Annotated in this window: 16 protein-coding genes; 9 read left to right on the top strand and 7 right to left on the bottom strand. The window is 67.8% G+C overall.

The window, feature by feature from the left end:
• Positions 1-31 precede the first annotated feature (31 nt).
• Positions 32-817, bottom strand: a complete 786-nt coding sequence (locus tag FQS62_RS16265) for a queuosine precursor transporter (RefSeq protein WP_088479065.1) — start codon at positions 815-817, stop codon at positions 32-34.
• Positions 814-1,509, bottom strand: a complete 696-nt coding sequence (locus FQS62_RS16260) for a DUF502 domain-containing protein (protein ID WP_005414135.1) — start codon at positions 1,507-1,509, stop codon at positions 814-816. Before FQS62_RS16260 ends, FQS62_RS16265 begins: the two co-directional genes overlap by 4 nt.
• Positions 1,510-1,585: 76 nt before the next feature.
• Between FQS62_RS16260 and FQS62_RS16255 the strand changes: the two genes are divergently transcribed.
• Positions 1,586-2,902 (top strand): hypothetical protein, encoded by a 1,317-nt coding sequence (locus FQS62_RS16255; RefSeq protein WP_208043115.1) that lies wholly within the window; start codon positions 1,586-1,588, stop codon positions 2,900-2,902.
• Positions 2,903-2,910: 8 nt separating this feature from the next.
• Here FQS62_RS16255 and FQS62_RS16250 read toward each other — a convergent pair whose 3' ends face one another.
• The gene (locus FQS62_RS16250; protein WP_208043116.1) at positions 2,911-3,627 is read right to left on the bottom strand and encodes a hypothetical protein; all 717 of its coding nucleotides are present in this window, start codon (positions 3,625-3,627) and stop codon (positions 2,911-2,913) included.
• A 48-nt stretch (positions 3,628-3,675) separates the two neighbouring features.
• Positions 3,676-4,128 carry a DUF4442 domain-containing protein gene (locus FQS62_RS16245; RefSeq protein WP_107380004.1) on the bottom strand — a complete coding sequence of 151 codons (453 nt, stop codon included), beginning with the start codon at positions 4,126-4,128 and terminating at the stop codon, positions 3,676-3,678.
• 457 nt (positions 4,129-4,585) lie between these two features.
• Here FQS62_RS16245 and FQS62_RS16240 point away from each other — a divergent pair, with 457 nt between their 5' ends.
• Positions 4,586-4,801, top strand: coding sequence for a hypothetical protein (locus FQS62_RS16240; protein ID WP_226053500.1), 216 nt, complete (start codon positions 4,586-4,588; stop codon positions 4,799-4,801).
• Between the two features lie 52 nt (positions 4,802-4,853).
• Here the strand turns inward: FQS62_RS16240 and FQS62_RS16235 are convergent, their stop codons facing one another.
• The 3 genes from FQS62_RS16235 to trxA all read right to left on the bottom strand — a co-directional run bounded on the left by FQS62_RS16235 (position 4,854) and on the right by trxA (position 9,138).
• Positions 4,854-6,476 (bottom strand): CHASE2 domain-containing protein, encoded by a 1,623-nt coding sequence (locus tag FQS62_RS16235; protein WP_049447562.1) that lies wholly within the window; start codon positions 6,474-6,476, stop codon positions 4,854-4,856.
• Entirely contained in the window at positions 6,473-8,173 is a 1,701-nt protein-coding gene (locus FQS62_RS16230; RefSeq protein WP_208043117.1) for a FecR family protein, read from the bottom strand. The genes FQS62_RS16235 and FQS62_RS16230 overlap by 4 nt, the downstream gene beginning before the upstream one ends.
• A gap of 107 nt (positions 8,174-8,280) precedes the next feature.
• Positions 8,281-9,138: a thioredoxin gene (gene trxA / locus FQS62_RS16225; protein ID WP_049447564.1), complete on the bottom strand. Its 858-nt coding sequence runs from the start codon at positions 9,136-9,138 to the stop codon at positions 8,281-8,283.
• A gap of 123 nt (positions 9,139-9,261) precedes the next feature.
• Between trxA and FQS62_RS16220 the strand changes: the two genes are divergently transcribed.
• From FQS62_RS16220 to rlmH, 7 genes are all read left to right on the top strand, one after another.
• Positions 9,262-9,864 (top strand): DUF998 domain-containing protein, encoded by a 603-nt coding sequence (locus FQS62_RS16220; RefSeq protein ID WP_049447565.1) that lies wholly within the window; start codon positions 9,262-9,264, stop codon positions 9,862-9,864.
• Positions 9,865-9,969: 105 nt separating this feature from the next.
• Positions 9,970-12,612 (top strand): leucine--tRNA ligase, encoded by a 2,643-nt coding sequence (gene leuS, locus FQS62_RS16215; RefSeq protein WP_057501216.1) that lies wholly within the window; start codon positions 9,970-9,972, stop codon positions 12,610-12,612.
• Positions 12,613-12,748: 136 nt separating this feature from the next.
• A complete protein-coding gene (gene lptE, locus FQS62_RS16210; protein WP_049447566.1) occupies positions 12,749-13,333 on the top strand; it encodes an LPS-assembly lipoprotein LptE in 585 nt (194 codons plus the stop codon).
• A gap of 9 nt (positions 13,334-13,342) precedes the next feature.
• Entirely contained in the window at positions 13,343-14,380 is a 1,038-nt protein-coding gene (gene holA, locus FQS62_RS16205; protein ID WP_208043118.1) for a DNA polymerase III subunit delta, read from the top strand.
• A gap of 3 nt (positions 14,381-14,383) precedes the next feature.
• Positions 14,384-15,049 carry a nicotinate-nucleotide adenylyltransferase gene (nadD, locus tag FQS62_RS16200; protein WP_099589355.1) on the top strand — a complete coding sequence of 222 codons (666 nt, stop codon included), beginning with the start codon at positions 14,384-14,386 and terminating at the stop codon, positions 15,047-15,049.
• Positions 15,050-15,107: 58 nt separating this feature from the next.
• Complete coding sequence (gene rsfS, locus FQS62_RS16195; RefSeq protein WP_005418109.1) at positions 15,108-15,518, top strand: ribosome silencing factor; 411 nt, start codon at positions 15,108-15,110, stop codon at positions 15,516-15,518.
• Positions 15,519-15,581: 63 nt separating this feature from the next.
• Complete coding sequence (rlmH, locus tag FQS62_RS16190) at positions 15,582-16,052, top strand: 23S rRNA (pseudouridine(1915)-N(3))-methyltransferase RlmH (RefSeq protein ID WP_005418108.1); 471 nt, start codon at positions 15,582-15,584, stop codon at positions 16,050-16,052.
• The last annotated feature ends 17 nt before the right edge of the window (positions 16,053-16,069 follow it).

The following is a 16,069-nucleotide window of genomic DNA, read 5'->3' as shown; positions in this document are numbered from 1 at the left end:
AAGGCGCAGTCAGCTTTCTGCTGCTGGGGCTTCAGTCAGCCGCGGCTGCGGCGCGCAGCGCGGCGGCTCTGTCTGCACCCAGATAGCGGGTAATGGCACGCCGCATCAGGTACAGCAACGGAATCAAAGCGATCGCAAAGCCCATCTTGTAGATGTAGTTGACGCTGCTGACGGCGAGGAACAGCGAGGTCGGCCAGTGTTGCGGGCCCAGCACGAAGGCGATCCAGATCACCACGAAGCTGTCCACCAACTGCGAGACCGCAGTCGATCCGGTTGCGCGCAGCCACACGTGGCGCTCGCCGGTAGCCTGGCGGATGCGATGGAACACCGCCACGTCGATCAGCTGGCCGAGCAGGAAGGCCACCAGCGAACCGGCGATGGTCCACATGCCCTGGCCGAACACGGCTGCGAACGCGGCCTGGTAGTCCGGCACACCGTGGCCATCCATCGAAGTGACCCACCAGCTGGCCGGCGCCAGCGAAATGGCCGCGAAGGCGAACAGGAAGCCGTAGCCGATCAGCACCACCGCCAGCCACGAGATGAAGCGCACGCCGCGCTTTCCGAAAAACTCGTTGATGGTGTCGGTCATGATGAACACCACCGGCCACAGCAGGGTGCCGGCGGTGAAGCTGAGCGAGCCGGTCTGGCCGAACAGGTTCCAGTTCAGCGGATCGATGCCCAGGGTGTCCTCCAGCGCGAAGATCTTCACCCCGATCAGCTCGGCCAGCACCGCGTTGCCGCAGAAGAACGCGGCCAGCACGATGAACAGCAGGACCGCGCGGTCCTGCAGCGGACGCTCGATCGGCGCCGGTGTCATTCGGTGCGTTCGCCAGTGCGTTCGCCGGCACGGGTGAACGGCACGCTGGACGGCGCCACGGCACCGCCGGAAATGATGAAGCTCATCGCCTGGTCGACGGTCCAGTCGGTCGGGGTCAGCAGCTCCACCGGAACGATCTCCAGATAACCCGAGGTCGGGTTCGGCGTGGTCGGCACGTACACGGCGGCCAGCTCACGGTCGGTGCCGTGTTCCTTGATCACGCGGGTGACCAGACCGACCGATTTCATGTCGCGGTGCGGGAAGTCGATCAGCACCACGCGCTGGGTGCTGCCCGGCTCGGTCTGAAGCATGTCCAGCAGCTTCTTGGCGCTGTCGTAGATGATGCTGGCCAACGGAATGCGCTTGATGACCGCGCCCACCCAGCGCAGCAGGCGCTGGCCGAGCACGCGGCGGCTGGCCACGCCCACCGCCAGGATCACCAGCAGGGTGGCCAACAGGGCGATGGTGTCCTGGATCCACTCGGCGCGGACCCAGCCGAGGTAGTGCGGGAAGCTGGTCGCGATCTGCTCGGAAAGTGGTACCACCAGCGGGCTGGAAATGCCCGACAACAGCACGAACACGAACTTGACCACGACCCAGGTCAGCCAGATCGGCAGCAGGGTGAGCAGGCCGGTCAGGAACAGGCGCTGCAGGGAAGGGCGGGGAACCAGGGCGGGGGCTTCGAGCGACATGTGCGCATTGTAGCGGCCGCCGTGGGTCGATTACGCTGGGGAATCGACTGCGGCAACGGCACATGGAAGGGAAGCTGTGTTGAAGATCCTGCGCGGACTGGGCTGGACCCTGGCAGGCCTGCTGGTGCTGGCCATCGTCGTGTGGTGCGCTTCGCGCATGTGGCCGGTGCCCGAATCGCGCCTGCAGGCGCAGCAGCGACTGGAAGCACGCCTGCCGGCGACCGGCCACAACGGTTATGCCTTGTTGTGGACGCTGCCGTTCGACGATCTGGATGCCCAGCAGCGCGAGCAGGCGCTGGCCGAGGATGTACGGCGCTGGGAAGCCGACGCACATGGCGGAAGCAGCGGCCGGACACACCTGGTGGCCAACCATGCCGAGCTGCACTCGCGGCCCGGGGCCAGTTGCGGGCCGGCCGCCAGCGGCTGTCTCGCCCAGGTCCGCGCGGACCCGCAACGCTTCGTGGAGGCCCACGCCGGGCACCAGCAGTTGCATGCGCGGCTGGATCAGCTGGCCGACGCCGACTACTTCGCGTCGCCGTTCCGGCCGAAGGGCGAGGGCATTCTGGTCCCGTTGCCGGCCTATGGCGTGGTGATGGACGCCACCAGTGCACGCGCGCTGGCCTACGTGCAGGGTGACATTGACGGTGCCCTGCGTGGTGCCTGCCGTGGCCTGCAGCTGGGCCGGCGACTGGTGCCCGGCGGCAGCTATCTGGTCGAGAGCATCATCGGTGCCAGCCTGGTGCAGGCCAATGCCCAGCTGCTGGCTGACATGCTGGTCGAACTGCCTGCCGACCACCCCCTGCCGGCCGAGTGCGAACAGGCCATGCAGCCGTTGCGGGCCGAGGAACAGAGCCTGTGCCGTGCGATGCAGGGCGAGTACGCGATGAGCCGGGCGGCGATCGAGTCCTCGGCCCAGGAATTTGGTGGCGTCCTGGTGCTGGATCGGAGCAGCACGTTGGCGCGCGTGGCCGGCAATCTTGGCTGGGCCTGTGGCGCAGCCGCCACGGCCGCGCTGGAGGCCGATCGGCCGCTGCCGGTACAGGCGCCGCCGCAGCGGGACTTCGGTTGCCTGTCCAATGTGATGGGGTGCGTGCTGACCGAGATCGCCGCGCCGGTCTATCCCGCATATTCGTCACGGTCCCAGGATGCGGCGGCGATGCTGCGCCTGCTTGGCGCCCAGCGCTGGTTGCGGCAGCAGGCGCAGGACCCGGCTGAGGCGCTGCAGCGGTTGCCTGCGCAGTTCCGCTCGCCGGTGCGGTCGCCGCGGCTGTCCGTCGATGGCCGCCATCTGCTGGTGCCGCGTCGTTCGCCACCGCGTGGTGACGCTGAGAGCCCCTGGTTGTCCGTACCGCTGATGGCCGACGCCGGCGTAACTGCCGCTGCCCGCGACTGAACCGTGGCTCAGTCGGTACCGGCCTGCGGATCGAATGCCCAGCCATCGCCGACGGTCTGCAGCGTCCAGCGGCGGTTGCCACGCAGTGGCTGCCAGTGCACGCTGTCCTTGTCGTTCTCGATGCTGCCTTCGGCGCGTTTTACCTTGCGCGTGGAGAAGTTCACGCTCAGCGATTCGGTCTTCCCGGAATTGCGCATCACCGAATCCTGGTCGTAGCCGATCAGCGCGAACGCGCCATCCTGCCAGCGGAAAGTGAAGGCGGTGGTACCCATCGACCAGCTTCCGGCGCTGGCGAATGAAAACAGCGCGATCCTCAACGTGCCACGCTGGATGCTGACACCGCCTTCTTCAAGCGGATCGCTCATGACCGGGTTGTCCGGGCGCGGAATCAGCTGATGGTCCTGCACCGCCAGCACATAGCCGGTCGGGCGCGACCATGCCACGGCGAGAATGCGCGGGTTGCTGTCGTATGGCGATGGGCCGAAGCCATCGTGTTCGATGACATTGCGCGGATCCTGCTGGCGCAGGACCAGTACCAGGTCCGCGCGGCCATCCCGGTCGAGATCGCCTTCGATGCTGGACTCCAGCGTCCAGCCCTCGGGCACGAAGCCGGCGGCAGTGGCAGCCTGGGCCGGCAGCGTCGGGTACTGCACCGTCGGCAGGTCGAGCGCATGGGCCGCGCACGGCAGGGTGCTCAGCAGTGCTGCAAGGGTGTAGGGGCGCATCGGGGCCTCCATGGCAGAGGGCAAAGAGGATAGCGCCCCAGCGTTGATTCAGCGTGCGTGCGGCTTCAGGCGCAGATAGACCTGCTTGCGCACCTGGGCGACAACCTCGCCGCTTTCATCGACCACGTCGTTGCTGAACCAGCGCAGCACCTTTTCACCGCCAGCTGCTTCGGCCCGCAGTTCATCCAGCAGCGCATCGTCGATGCGGAACGACGTACGCACGGTGCCGCGGCCGGGCTTGAGGAAATCGATGGCACCGGCCCGGTCCCATACGTAGTAGTCGCGGCCGAGGATGTGCAGCAGGCCCAGCATCCAGAACGGATCGGTCATCGCAAACAGGCTGCCGCCGAAGTGGGTGCCGACATAGTTGCGGTTCCATGGCCGCAGGCGCAGTTCGACATCGATCTGCCGGTAGTCCGGCGTGACGCGGGTGACGTGAATGCCGGTGAACAGGAACGGCGGCCAGAGATTGATACCGAAGCGGAACAGGCGGGCGTTCATGCGAAGGCCGGGCAGGAGGCGAGGCTGCCAGTCTAACCATTCGCATGCGTATGTTGTAGCCTTGGCGAGCGTCCGCACGATTCGGACGTGGTCCGGCGAATTGTAGAGTCGAGCTTGCTCGACTGCTTTCAGGGCAGCAGCGAATACGCTCGACGCCATCCGATAGCTACTTCAGGGTTTTCCCGATGGGTACGGCCCGGTCTCCGGCCCATGCTGTTTACATGCCCAGCCCTGCCTTGTTGCGCGGTCGATTTTCCGCAATCGGATGCTTCTACGTAGTCACCGCTGTCACCGCGGGTCGTCGACGCATCTTTGCAGATACGCGACACGCGGCGACCCTGATGGACGGCCTTCGTGACAGTGACCGCCGTGGACTCACGCGATCATTTGCCTGGGCGGTAATGCCCAATCATCTGCATTGGGTCATGCAGCTGCGTCAAGGAACCTGGGGCGATGCATGCAGTCACTGAAGTCCAGATTGGCCATTGCAGTCAATGTGCACTCCGATGAAGGACGGCCGGTGTGGCAGCGGGGCTACTACGATCATCTGATCCGGAATGAGGCGGATGTTCGGCAACAGTCACTGTATGTACTGGCCAACCCCGTGCGCGCGGGCCTGACACCGCGGCTGGGAGACTATCCGCTTGCGTGGTGTCGCTGGCCGCTGGAATGAGGCGGAGGCAGTCCAGCAAGCTCGACTCTACAGGCGGTGTGCACATCCTGCGTCATGCGCCGTCGATGACATACCCGTCGCGGCCGTTGGCCTTGGCCTGGTACAACGCGGTGTCGGCGCCTTCGACGAAATGATGAGGTTGCAGCGTGCCATCGGGTACGCGGGTGAACACGCCGATGGTGAGGGTGACGCCTGCTTCGCTGCCGTCACCGGGCGCCGGCACTGCACGCACGCAGGCGATCAGGTCCTCGATGACCTGGCGCGCGCCTTCGGCCGGGGTATCCGGCAGCACCAGAGCGAACTCATCGCCGCCGTAGCGCGCGGCCATGTCACGCGGGCGCCGCGCATGCGCGCCGATCAGGCGTGCGACATCGCGCAGCACGCGGTCGCCGACCTGGTGGCCATGGCGGTCGTTGTGGCGCTTGAAGTGGTCGACGTCGATCAGCGCCAGGCTCAAAGGCTTGCCACTGCGCCGGGCTGCATCGCATTCCTGCTGCAGCGACTGCTCGAAGCGCAGGCGGTTGCCAAGACCGGTCAGCGCGTCGCGGTTGGCCTGGCGGTGCCAGGCCGAGATCCGCCAGATCGCCCAGGCCAGCAACACCAGCAGAACGCCCAGCATTGCGCTGGCCGGTGCCCACCACAGGTCACCGGCGCGCAACAGCAACCAGCTCAGCAGCGGTGGAAGCGGCAGCGAGCACAGCGCAGCAAGCCATGGCAGGCGCAGGCCGAGCAGGATCACGCACAGCGCCACCAGCACGCCGCTGATGGCATGCTGCCAGAGGCGTGGCAGCAGATCGATCTGCTTGTGCTGCAGCAGCATCGAAGCAATGTTGGCCTGGTACTCACTGCCGCTCATCCAGAACTCGCGGGTGGTCGGGGTCAGCAGCCGCGGTGCGATGCCGCTGGCGGTCATGCCCACCATGATGCGGCGGCCATGCAGCATCGCCATGTCCACGTGACCATCCAGCACGTCGGCATAGGACACCTGCGGCAAGCGCTCGGGCGGCCCGGCATAGCGCACGCGCACATAATCGTTGCGCCGCCATTGATAGGGCGAACCGATCTCCGGATGGGGGTCAGGCAGGCCGTGCACCGCGCCCGGCGGCAGGTCGGCCAGCGCCAGCCCCAGCGCCGGCCAATGCGCCTGGCCGATGCCGGCGTGCAGGTACACGCCGCGGGCGACACCATCCCCGTCCACTTCAACGTCGGTGTGGCCGATGGCGGCGGCACTGGCCGCAATCTGCGGTACCGGCAGCATTTCCTCAGCCATGCGATCACCGGCCGCGGGCGCGGCCAGCACCGGCAGCACTACCCGGCCATTGCGGCGGATGGCCGCGGCCAGCGCCTCGTCCTGGCGGCTGTCGCGGCGGTCCGGTTCGGACAGCATCAGGTCCAGTGCAACGCGTTCGGCACCGGCATCGGTCAGCCGGTCCAGCAGGCGGGCATGGATCGAGCGGGGCCAGGGCCATTGGCCGATGCGCTGCAGGCTGCCTTCGTCGATCGCCACGATCAGCACGCTGGGGTCGGGACGATAGTCCCAGTTGCCGACCATGGCGTCGTAGGCAGCTTCATCCTGCCGCCACAGCCATTGGCCCTGGCTGGCGATCACGGTCAGCACGCCAGCCAGCAGCGCCAGCAGGATCCTCTTCGACCACGGCAGTGGCGAGCGCCTCATAACAACAGCCACAGCAGCAGGGCGCCGCCGCCGGCGCCGTAGCACAGGCGGCACGGCAGCTTGATCTGCTGCGCCGGCGAGTACTCGCCGGCATGACCGTCATCGTCGATGTACTGCACGCGTACATGCAGGGTGCCGCTCCACGGCCGCTTGAAGCTGACCTGTGGCTCGGCAACCGTCTCATCGACCAGGGGGGCCTTGAAGTCGCCGCGGCGATCGACCTGCACCCGGTAGCGCTGGCCGTCGCTGCCGGCCTGCCAGCGCAGGGTCAGCTCACCGTGCGCGGCCTCCGGCGGCTGCAGGGCCGGATCGACTGGTTCATTGCTCAGTTGCAGCGGCAGCGCCTGGCCATAGCGGCCCTGGTGACCGTTGCCATCGCGCGAGGCCACGCGCCAGAAGTACTGCCCCGGCGGCAGTGGTTGTGCCAGGCGCAGGTCGGTGCCCTGGGTCGTCTGTTCCTGCAGTGGCTGCACGAAGCTCGGCTCGGCGGCGATCTGCAGCACGCTGCTGCGTGCGCCGGGGGCCTGGCTCCAACGGAAACGCGGCCGGTCGCTGTTGATCGTCTGTCCATGCAGCGGGGCCACCGTCAGCGGTGGCGGCGGTTGGTCGCTGAGTTCGAAATCAACGCTGGCATCCAGGCCTTCCACGCCCTGCGCGTCGACGGCGCGCAGCAGCACGCGCAGCTGCCCGGGCGGCAGGTCGCCGATGGCCAGGCGGGTGTCTTCGGTGGTTGCGGCAAACAGCAGGATTTCCGGCGTTGCCGCCTGCACCACTTCCACGCGGTAGTGCGCGGCGCCGTCGACGGGGTCCCAGGCGAGCAGGGTCGGCAGCGGCGCCATCCGAAGCTGATCATTTCGCAGCGTCGGCGCCGGCAGCAGGAGCGAGACCGCAGCGGGGGCTGCGTCTGCGCTGCTGCTGCGGGTAGCCTGTCCGGGTTGGACCATGCGCTGGCCGTGGGTGTTGCCGACCTGCACCTTGCCCTGCAGGACCTCGGTGGCGGCAACCTGGTCGGTGTCACCGGCGCTGACCCGGAACACGGTACCGCGCACGCTGCTGGTCGCGGTGGGGGCGTCGATGATGTAACGCGATGCCGGGCCGCGGGCGGGCGTCACCCGGTTGCTGGCACGGCCCTGCTGCAGGCGCAGGCGGGTATCGACCATGCCGGTATGGCCATAGCGGCTGAGCTGGTCCAGGCGCAGCCGGGAATACTCGCGCAGCTGCAGGCGCGAGGCGTCGGCGAATTCAAGAGTGACGCTGGAGTCGCCTTCGGTCTGCACGGTGTCACCGATGCGAAGCTGTTCCCCGGCGAGTATCGCGCGGGTGGCACTGCCATCGGCGCCTGACAGCTCAACCTTGCCGCGCACCGACAGCACGCGGGCGGGCGCAGGCTCGATGCGCAGCCAGCTGATCGGGAAGCGCAGCAGCTGGCCCGGCGGCAACTGGTAAGGATTGTCGATGCGGTTGTGCTGCTGCAGCTGCTGCCAGCGTACCGACGGCTTCAGGTACAGGCTGCCCAGATCCCACAGGGTATCGCCGGGACGGACCCGGTAGTTCCAGTCCTGGGCGGTGGCCAGACCCGGCAGCAGCAGGAGGGTACAGAGCAGGATGCCCTGGAAGCGCATGGCGAACGACAGCGAGCGGACGAAGGTCACAGTTTGCAATCCCGGCAAAACGGGGGTGCAGCTGCAAGACCCCATGGCCCCGACCTCATCCCCCCGAACGGATCGTGGCGGCCGAGCGGCCGCCATCCCGCGCATTATTGCCCGCGTTCAGTGCAGGGATTCTGAACGAAGTCCGTTCCCGTTCAGAACAGCAGGGAGGCCATCCGGCGGCGGTACTGGCCAACCAGGTCCTCGTCGGAGATCACATTGAAGGCGTCGATCAGGGCCTTGCGCGGCAGCCCTTCCTCGAAGGCGCGGTCGATCCGCAGCATTTCCAGGAACTGGGCGAGTGCGGCCTCATCGTGGCCGCCCAGCAGCAGCTGCACGCCGCGCAGGTGTCGGGCCTTGAGGTCTTTGCCGTCGGCGGCAATGCGCGCGTCCAGCACTTCGGCCGCGGGTGCATCCTTCAGTGCGGCGGCGAAGGACAGGCGGGCACGGGCGCGCACGGCACGGTCGTCGGTGGCGAGATTGGCGGGCAGGCCGTCGATCAGCGTGCCGGCCTCGTCCACGCCGCCGATCTGCAGCAGGGCCAGGGCCAGGTCGAGCTTCAGCTCGTCCTTGTCCGGCTCGGCGGCGATCTGCGCACGCAGCACATCCACCTGTGCCTGCGGGTCCAGCGGTGCCTGGTCTTCGGCAGCGGCGTCGCCGATGTCGGCCGGCACGATGCCGTGCTGGGCCAGGAATTCACGCAGCTGACCTTCCGGGATGGCCCCCGGGAAGCCATCCACCAGCTGGCCGCCCTTGACCAGGAATACGGTCGGCACCGAGCGGATCTGGAAGGCCGCAGCGATCTGCTGTTCAGCGTCGACGTCGACCTTGGCCAGCTCGAAGGCGCCGTTGTATTCGGCGGCCAGCTTTTCCAGCATCGGCCCGAGCGTCTTGCACGGCCCGCACCAGGTGGCCCAGAAGTCGACCAGCACCGGCGTCTGCAGCGACTTCTGCAGGACTTCGGCCTCGAAGGTCGCAGTGGTGGCGTCGAATACGTAGGTCGTCTCGGTCATGGGGGAGGCATCGTTTGGCATCTGGAAACCGATTCTATGGTGACGATCGATACCGGTCTCAACCCGCGATGCCGCAAATGCCCGACAATGCGGCCTTCCTGCCGCTGTTGTTCCGGAGCCCGCATGTCGTCATTGTCCCCGCTGTTGCGCCTGTCCGGGGTGATCGCCGCGCTGCTGTTCGTGCTGGCGGTGATGGGCTTCGGCTCCGGCCTGGAAGGTTATGCACAGGCGCGGCACCCGGTGGCCCTGCTGGGTGCGCGGGGCGTGCCGCACGCGTTGGCCTTCAATCTGCTGGGTTTCGTGCTGCCGGGCCTGCTGGCGGTGGTGGTGGCCGAATGCCTGCGCCGGCGACTGCCGGCCAGCGCTGGCTGGGCGCCGCGGGTGGGCAGCCAGATGCTGCTGTTGGGCGGGCTGGCCTTCGCCGCGATGGGCTTGCTGCCGCTGGATGTGGACGATCTGCACGGGCCAGCCAGCCAGCTGCATGCCAGTGCCTGGATGGTCTGGGTGCTGGGCTTCGTCGCCGGCACCCTGTTGCTGGGCATCTCCAGGTTGCGCCAGGCGCGCGGCCGCGCCCTGGGCGGGGTGGCGGTTGCCTGTGGCGTGCTGGCCGCGCTGGCGGCCTTTGCCCTGCAGGGCGTGTTGCCGGCGCCGCTGGCACAGCGGCTTGCCTTCGCCTGCTGGGCCGTCTGGCTGGCACTGGCCCTGCCGCTGTCGCGCCCGCACTGAGACGGCCTCCGGGCGCAATCGGCGCCGGCGGTCGACGGGCAGGATTGGAGCCATTTGCCGCACTGCGGTACGCTGTACCGCTTTGCCGCCGCAACCGCGTGTTACATGACCAGCGTCGAACCCAACGTTTACGATCCGCAGCAGGTTGAATCCGCCGCCCAGAAGTACTGGGACGCTACCCGTGCCTTCGAAGTCGACGAGACTTCGGACAAGCCGAAGTACTACTGCCTGTCGATGCTTCCGTATCCGTCCGGTGCGCTGCACATGGGCCACGTGCGCAACTACACGATCGGCGATGTGATCAGCCGCTACAAGCGCATGACCGGCCACAACGTGCTGCAGCCGATGGGCTGGGACGCGTTCGGCCTGCCGGCGGAAAACGCGGCGATCAAGAACAAGACCGCGCCGGCGGCGTGGACCTACAAGAACATCGATCACATGCGCAGCCAGCTGCAGTCGCTGGGCTATGCCATCGACTGGTCGCGCGAGTTCGCCACCTGCCGCCCGGACTATTACGTCCATGAGCAGCGCATGTTCACCCGCCTGATGCGCAAGGGCCTGGCGTACCGCCGTAACGCGGTGGTGAACTGGGACCCGGTCGACCAGACCGTGCTGGCCAACGAGCAGGTCATCGACGGTCGCGGCTGGCGCTCCGGCGCGCTGGTCGAGAAGCGCGAGATTCCGCAGTGGTTCCTGCGCATCACCGACTACGCCCAGGAGCTGCTGGACGGCCTGGATGAGCTGGACGGCTGGCCGGAATCGGTCAAGACCATGCAGCGCAACTGGATCGGTCGTTCCGAGGGCCTGGAAATCCAGTTCGACGTGCGCGATGTCGACGGCAGCGCGCTGGACCCGCTGCGCGTGTTCACCACCCGCCCGGACACGGTGATGGGCGTGACCTTCGTGTCGATCGCCGCCGAGCACCCGCTGGCGCTGCATGCGGCGAAGAACAACCCGGAGCTGGCGGCGATGCTGGCCGACCTGAAGCAGGGCGGTGTATCCGAGGCCGAGCTGGAAACCCAGGAAAAGCGCGGCATGGATACCGGCCTGCGCGCGCTGCATCCGGTCACCGGCGAGCCGGTGCCGGTCTGGGTCGCCAACTTCGTGCTGATGGGCTACGGCACCGGCGCGGTGATGGCCGTGCCGGGCCATGACCAGCGCGACAACGAAGTGGCCAACAAGTACGGCCTGCCGATCAAGCAGGTGATCGCGCTGAAGGATGCGCGCACCGAAGAGGAGCGCAACTGGGACGGCAGCCGCTGGCAGGACTGGTACAGCGACAAGAGCCGCGCCTTCGAGCTGGTGAATTCGGCCGAATTCGACGGCCTGGACTTCCAGGGCGCCTTCGAAGCGCTGGCCGAACGTTTCGAGCGCAAGGCCCAGGGCCAGCGCCGCGTCAACTACCGCCTGCGCGATTGGGGCGTGAGCCGCCAGCGCTACTGGGGCTGCCCGATTCCGGTGATCTACTGCGCCAAGTGCGGCGCGGTGCCGGTGCCGGAAGAGCAGCTGCCGGTGGTGCTGCCGGAGGACGTGGCGTTCTCCGGCACCGGTTCGCCGATCAAGACCGACCCGGAATGGCGCAAGACCACCTGCCCGGACTGCGGTGGTGCGGCCGAGCGCGAGACCGACACGTTCGACACCTTCATGGAGTCGAGCTGGTACTACGCCCGCTACACCTCGCCGGGTGCCCGTGATGCCGTCGACAAGCGCGGCAACTACTGGCTGCCGGTCGACCAGTACATCGGTGGCATCGAGCACGCGATCCTGCACCTGATGTATTTCCGCTTCTATCACAAGCTGCTGCGCGACGCGCGGATGGTGGACAGCAACGAGCCGGCGCGCAATCTGCTGTGCCAAGGCATGGTGATTGCCGAGACCTACTACCGCCCGAACCCGGACGGCTCGAAGGACTGGATCAACCCGGCCGATGTGGAAGTACAGCGCGACGAGCGCGGCCGCATCACGGGCGCCACCCTGATTGCCGACGGCCAGCCGGTGGTGGTCGGTGGCACGGAGAAGATGTCCAAGTCGAAGAACAACGGCGTGGACCCGCAGGCGATGGTCGGCAAGTACGGCGCCGATACCGTGCGCCTGTTCTCGATGTTCGCCGCGCCGCCGGAACAGTCGCTGGAATGGAACGAAGCCGGCGTGGACGGCATGGCCCGCTTCCTGCGCCGCCTGTGGGCCCAGGTGCAGAAGCATGCCGCCGACGGTGCCGCCCCGGTGCTGGACGTTGCCGCACTGGATGCCAACCAGAAGGCACTGCGCCGCAAGACCCACGAGACCATCGGCAAGGTCGGCGACGACTATGGCCGCCGCCACAGCTTCAATACCGCCATTGCCGCAGTGATGGAACTGATGAACGCGCTGGCCAAGTTCGAGGACGGCAGCGAGCAGGGCCGCGCGGTGCGCCAGGAAGCGTTGCAGGCCATCGTGCTGCTGCTGAACCCGATCACCCCGCATGCCAGCCACGCCCTGTGGCAGGTGCTGGGCCATGGCGAGACGCTGCTGGAAGACCAGCCGTTCCCGCAGGCCGACGCTGGCGCGCTGGTGCGCGATGCGCTGACCCTGGCCGTGCAGGTCAACGGCAAGCTGCGTGGCACCATCGAGGTGGCGGCCGATGCCGCACGCGAGCAGGTCGAGGCGTTGGCCCTGGCCGAGCCGAACGCGGCCAGGTTCATGGAAGGCCTGACGGTGCGCAAGATCATCATCGTGCCGGGCAAGATCGTGAACATCGTCGCTGCCTGATGCACCCCGCATCGGCCACCCGCGTGGTGGCCGGTGCCTTTCCGATGCAGGGCCATGTGCATGATGGCCCTGCATTCACGCGGCTTCGGGCACGCTGTGTGTTGCCGTGATCGCCCGGCTCCGCCAGACTGTCTCCATGACCCGAATCCTGCTTGCCCTCGTTCTTGCCCTCGGCCTTGCCGGCTGCGGCTTCCATCTGCGCAACAAGCTGATGCTGCCGACCGATACGGCGCCGGTGAAGGTGGTCTCCACCGCGCCTTACAGCGAACTGGTCAAGCTGCTCAACCGCAGCCTGCTGGCGTCCGGCGCCAAGCTGGCCGATGAGGACAGCAAGGAACCCAGTACCCAGCTGCAGGTGCTGTCCGAACGCTGGGGCGACCTGCCGATCGCCATCGACTCGCAGGGCCGTGCCCAGGAGTACAGCCTGCGCTATGCGGTCATCTTCATCTTCCGTCGCGAGGATGGCAGCGAGCTGGTGCCGCAGCAGGTGATCGAGCTTTCGCGCGACTACGTGTCGCCACCGACCGACGCCACCGGTACCACCACCGAACGCGAGATCCTGGCCGATGAACTGCGCCGGGAAATGTCGGCGTCGATCATCCGCCGCATCGACAGCGTGGTCCGCGCCGAGATCGAGAAGGGCGGCAGCCTGTCGGCACCGAAGGCCAAGCCGCTTGAGGGTGCGGTGCCGGCCGAGCCGGTCCCCGCAGCCAAGCACTGAGCTGCGGCGATGGAACTGCGTCCGGAGCAGCTGGCCGGCCAGAGCGCTGATACCGCGCTGGCACCGGTCTATCTGATTGCCGGCCCGGAAACGCTGCGCGTGCTGGAGGCGGCCGACGCCATCCGTGCACGTGCGCGTGCCGCCGGTATTGGCGAGCGCGAGGTGTTCGACGCCGACGGTCGCGATTTCGACTGGAACCAGCTCGACGCCAGCTTCAATGCGCCCAGCCTGTTCAGCGCCCGCCGCCTGGTTGAGGTGCGCCTGCCCAGCGGCAAGCCGGGCAAGGACGGCGCCGAGGTGATCAGCCAGTTCTGCGCCAAGCCGGCGCCGGACGTGGTGCTGATGATCACGGCCAACGAATGGAGCAAGGCCCATCAGGGCAAGTGGGCCGAGGCGGTCAACCGCGTCGGCGTGCTGTCGGTGGCGTGGGCGATCAAGCCGCACGAACTGCCGGACTGGATCGAGCGCCGCCTGCGCGGCAAGGGCCTGCGCGCAGATCCGGCCGCAGTGCAGCGCCTGGCCGAGCGGGTGGAAGGCAACCTGCTGGCTGCCGCACAGGAAATCGACAAGCTGGCGCTGTTGGCTGATGGCCAGCCATTGGATGTGGAACGGATGGAGTCGCTGGTGGCTGACGCTGCCCGCTATGACGTGTTCCGGCTGGTGGAGGCGACGTTCTCCGGCCAGCCGCCGGCCGTGCTGCGCATGCTGGCCGGCCTGCGCGGTGAAGGCGAGGCGGTGGCCGCATTGATGCCGATGGTGATCCGCGAACTGCTGGCCGGCGCCGGCCTGGCCCGCGTGCAGGCCCGCGGCGGCAATCTGGCCGCCGAAATGAAATCGCGTGGCATCTGGGAATCGCGGCAGGCGCCGTACAAGCGCGCGCTGCAGCGGCACCCGGAAGGCAAGCGCTGGGAGCGCTTCGTGGCCGAAGCGGGCCTGGTCGACCGCATCGCCAAGGGGCGGGCCGACGGCGATGCCTGGCTGGCACTGGAGCGCCTGCTGGTGGCCGTGGCCGAACCGCGTGCCGTGCGCCTGCTGGCGCGGGCCTGAGCAATGAGCCTGCGGATCTATTACGGGGGCACCTTCGATCCGGTGCACCTCGGGCACCTGGCGATCGCGCGGGCCGCCCGTGACGAACTGCAGGTTGCCGTGCGCATGCTGCCGGCGGCCGACCCGCCGCACCGTGCGGTGCCCGGTGCCACTGCCGAACAGCGTTGCAGCATGCTGTCTCTGGCCATTGGCGACGAACCTGGCCTGCTGCTGGACCGGCGCGAGCTGGACCGCGCCGCCCGCTATCCCGGTCGTCCTTCCTATACCGTCGATACCCTGCGCGAACTGCGTGGCGAACTCGGCCCGAGCCGGCCGCTGGCCTGGCTGGTCGGCGCGGACAGCCTGCTGGGCCTGGCCGGTTGGCACGAATGGGAGGCCCTGTTCGGGCTGGCGCATTTCGTTGTGGCTGAACGGCCGGGCAGCCCGCTGCGGGCCTCGCTCGATGGCGAGCTGGGCCACGCGCTGGAAGGGCGCTGGGCCGACAACGAACAGGCCCTGTTCGCCAGCGCGGCCGGGCGCATCCTGCGCCTGCACCACCCGCTGCGCGAGGAATCGGCCAGCGCCGTGCGCTCACAGATCGCCTCCGGCGGCCCCTGGCGCGCACTGCTGCCGCCGGCCGTGGCCGACTATGTGGCTGCACACGGGCTGTACCGCCCGGCCAGGCCGTGAATGGCGCGGCGCCGCCATCCCCGTATAATCGCCCCCACGTTTATCGAGTCGATCCACTTTGAGCAACCAGACCCAGCCCCAGACCATCAAGGTCGATCTGCCCAGCCCGCCGCCGTCCGTGCCGGAACTGCTGGCCAGCGTCCGCCAAGCCACCGAAGACCTGAAGGCCAAGGACCTGGTCGAGATCGACGTGCGCGGCCGGTCCAGCGTTGCCGACTACATGATCGTCGTTTCGGGCACCTCGACCCGCCACGTCAAGTCGATCGCCGATGAAGTCGTGCGCTTCGCCAAGAACATCGACGTGATGCCGCTGGGTGTTGAAGGCGAGCGCGAAGCCGAATGGGTGCTGGTCGATCTGGGCGACGTGATTGTCCACGTGATGCTGCCGCGCGTGCGTGAGTTCTACGCCCTCGAGCGCCTGTGGACCGTCGGCGACCAGCCGCCGTCCAGCGACGACGAAGTGGCCTGAGCCACGCGTTGATGCATCCTTCGACGGCGCCGATGGCGCCGTCGACGTTTTGGAGGACCGTTGATGAAAGCCCGCCTGATCGCCACCGGTGAACGCGCCCCCAGCTGGGTCGCGCAGGGCTTCGCCGAGTACCAGAAGCGGCTGTCGCACTGGCTGCCGTTCGAACTGGTGGAAATCGAGCCCGGCCTGCGTGGCAAGGGGCGTGATCCGCGTCGGGCTACCGAAGACGAAGGCAAGCGGGTCATCGCCGCGCTGCCGAAGAATGCCTATGTGGTGGCCCTGGATGTGCCGGGCCGCCAGCTGAGTTCCGAACAGCTGGCACAGCGCCTGGAGCATTGGCGCGGGCAGGGCAGGGACCTGGCGTTCCTGATCGGTGGCCCGGAAGGGCACTCGCCGGAAGTCTCTGCGCTGGCCGATGAGAAGTGGTCGATCGGACCGCTGACGCTGCCGCACATGCTGGTGCGCCTGGTGGTGGCCGAGCAGCTGTACCGGGCTGCCGCAATGATTGCCAATCACCCCTACCATCGCGCGTGAAGAGTGGTTATACTAGT

It is taken from the genome of Stenotrophomonas sp. SBJS02 (assembly GCF_020428325.2).
GTDB classification, from domain to species: domain Bacteria; phylum Pseudomonadota; class Gammaproteobacteria; order Xanthomonadales; family Xanthomonadaceae; genus Stenotrophomonas; species Stenotrophomonas africana.
This window is presented reverse-complemented; position numbering and strand designations above follow the sequence as displayed.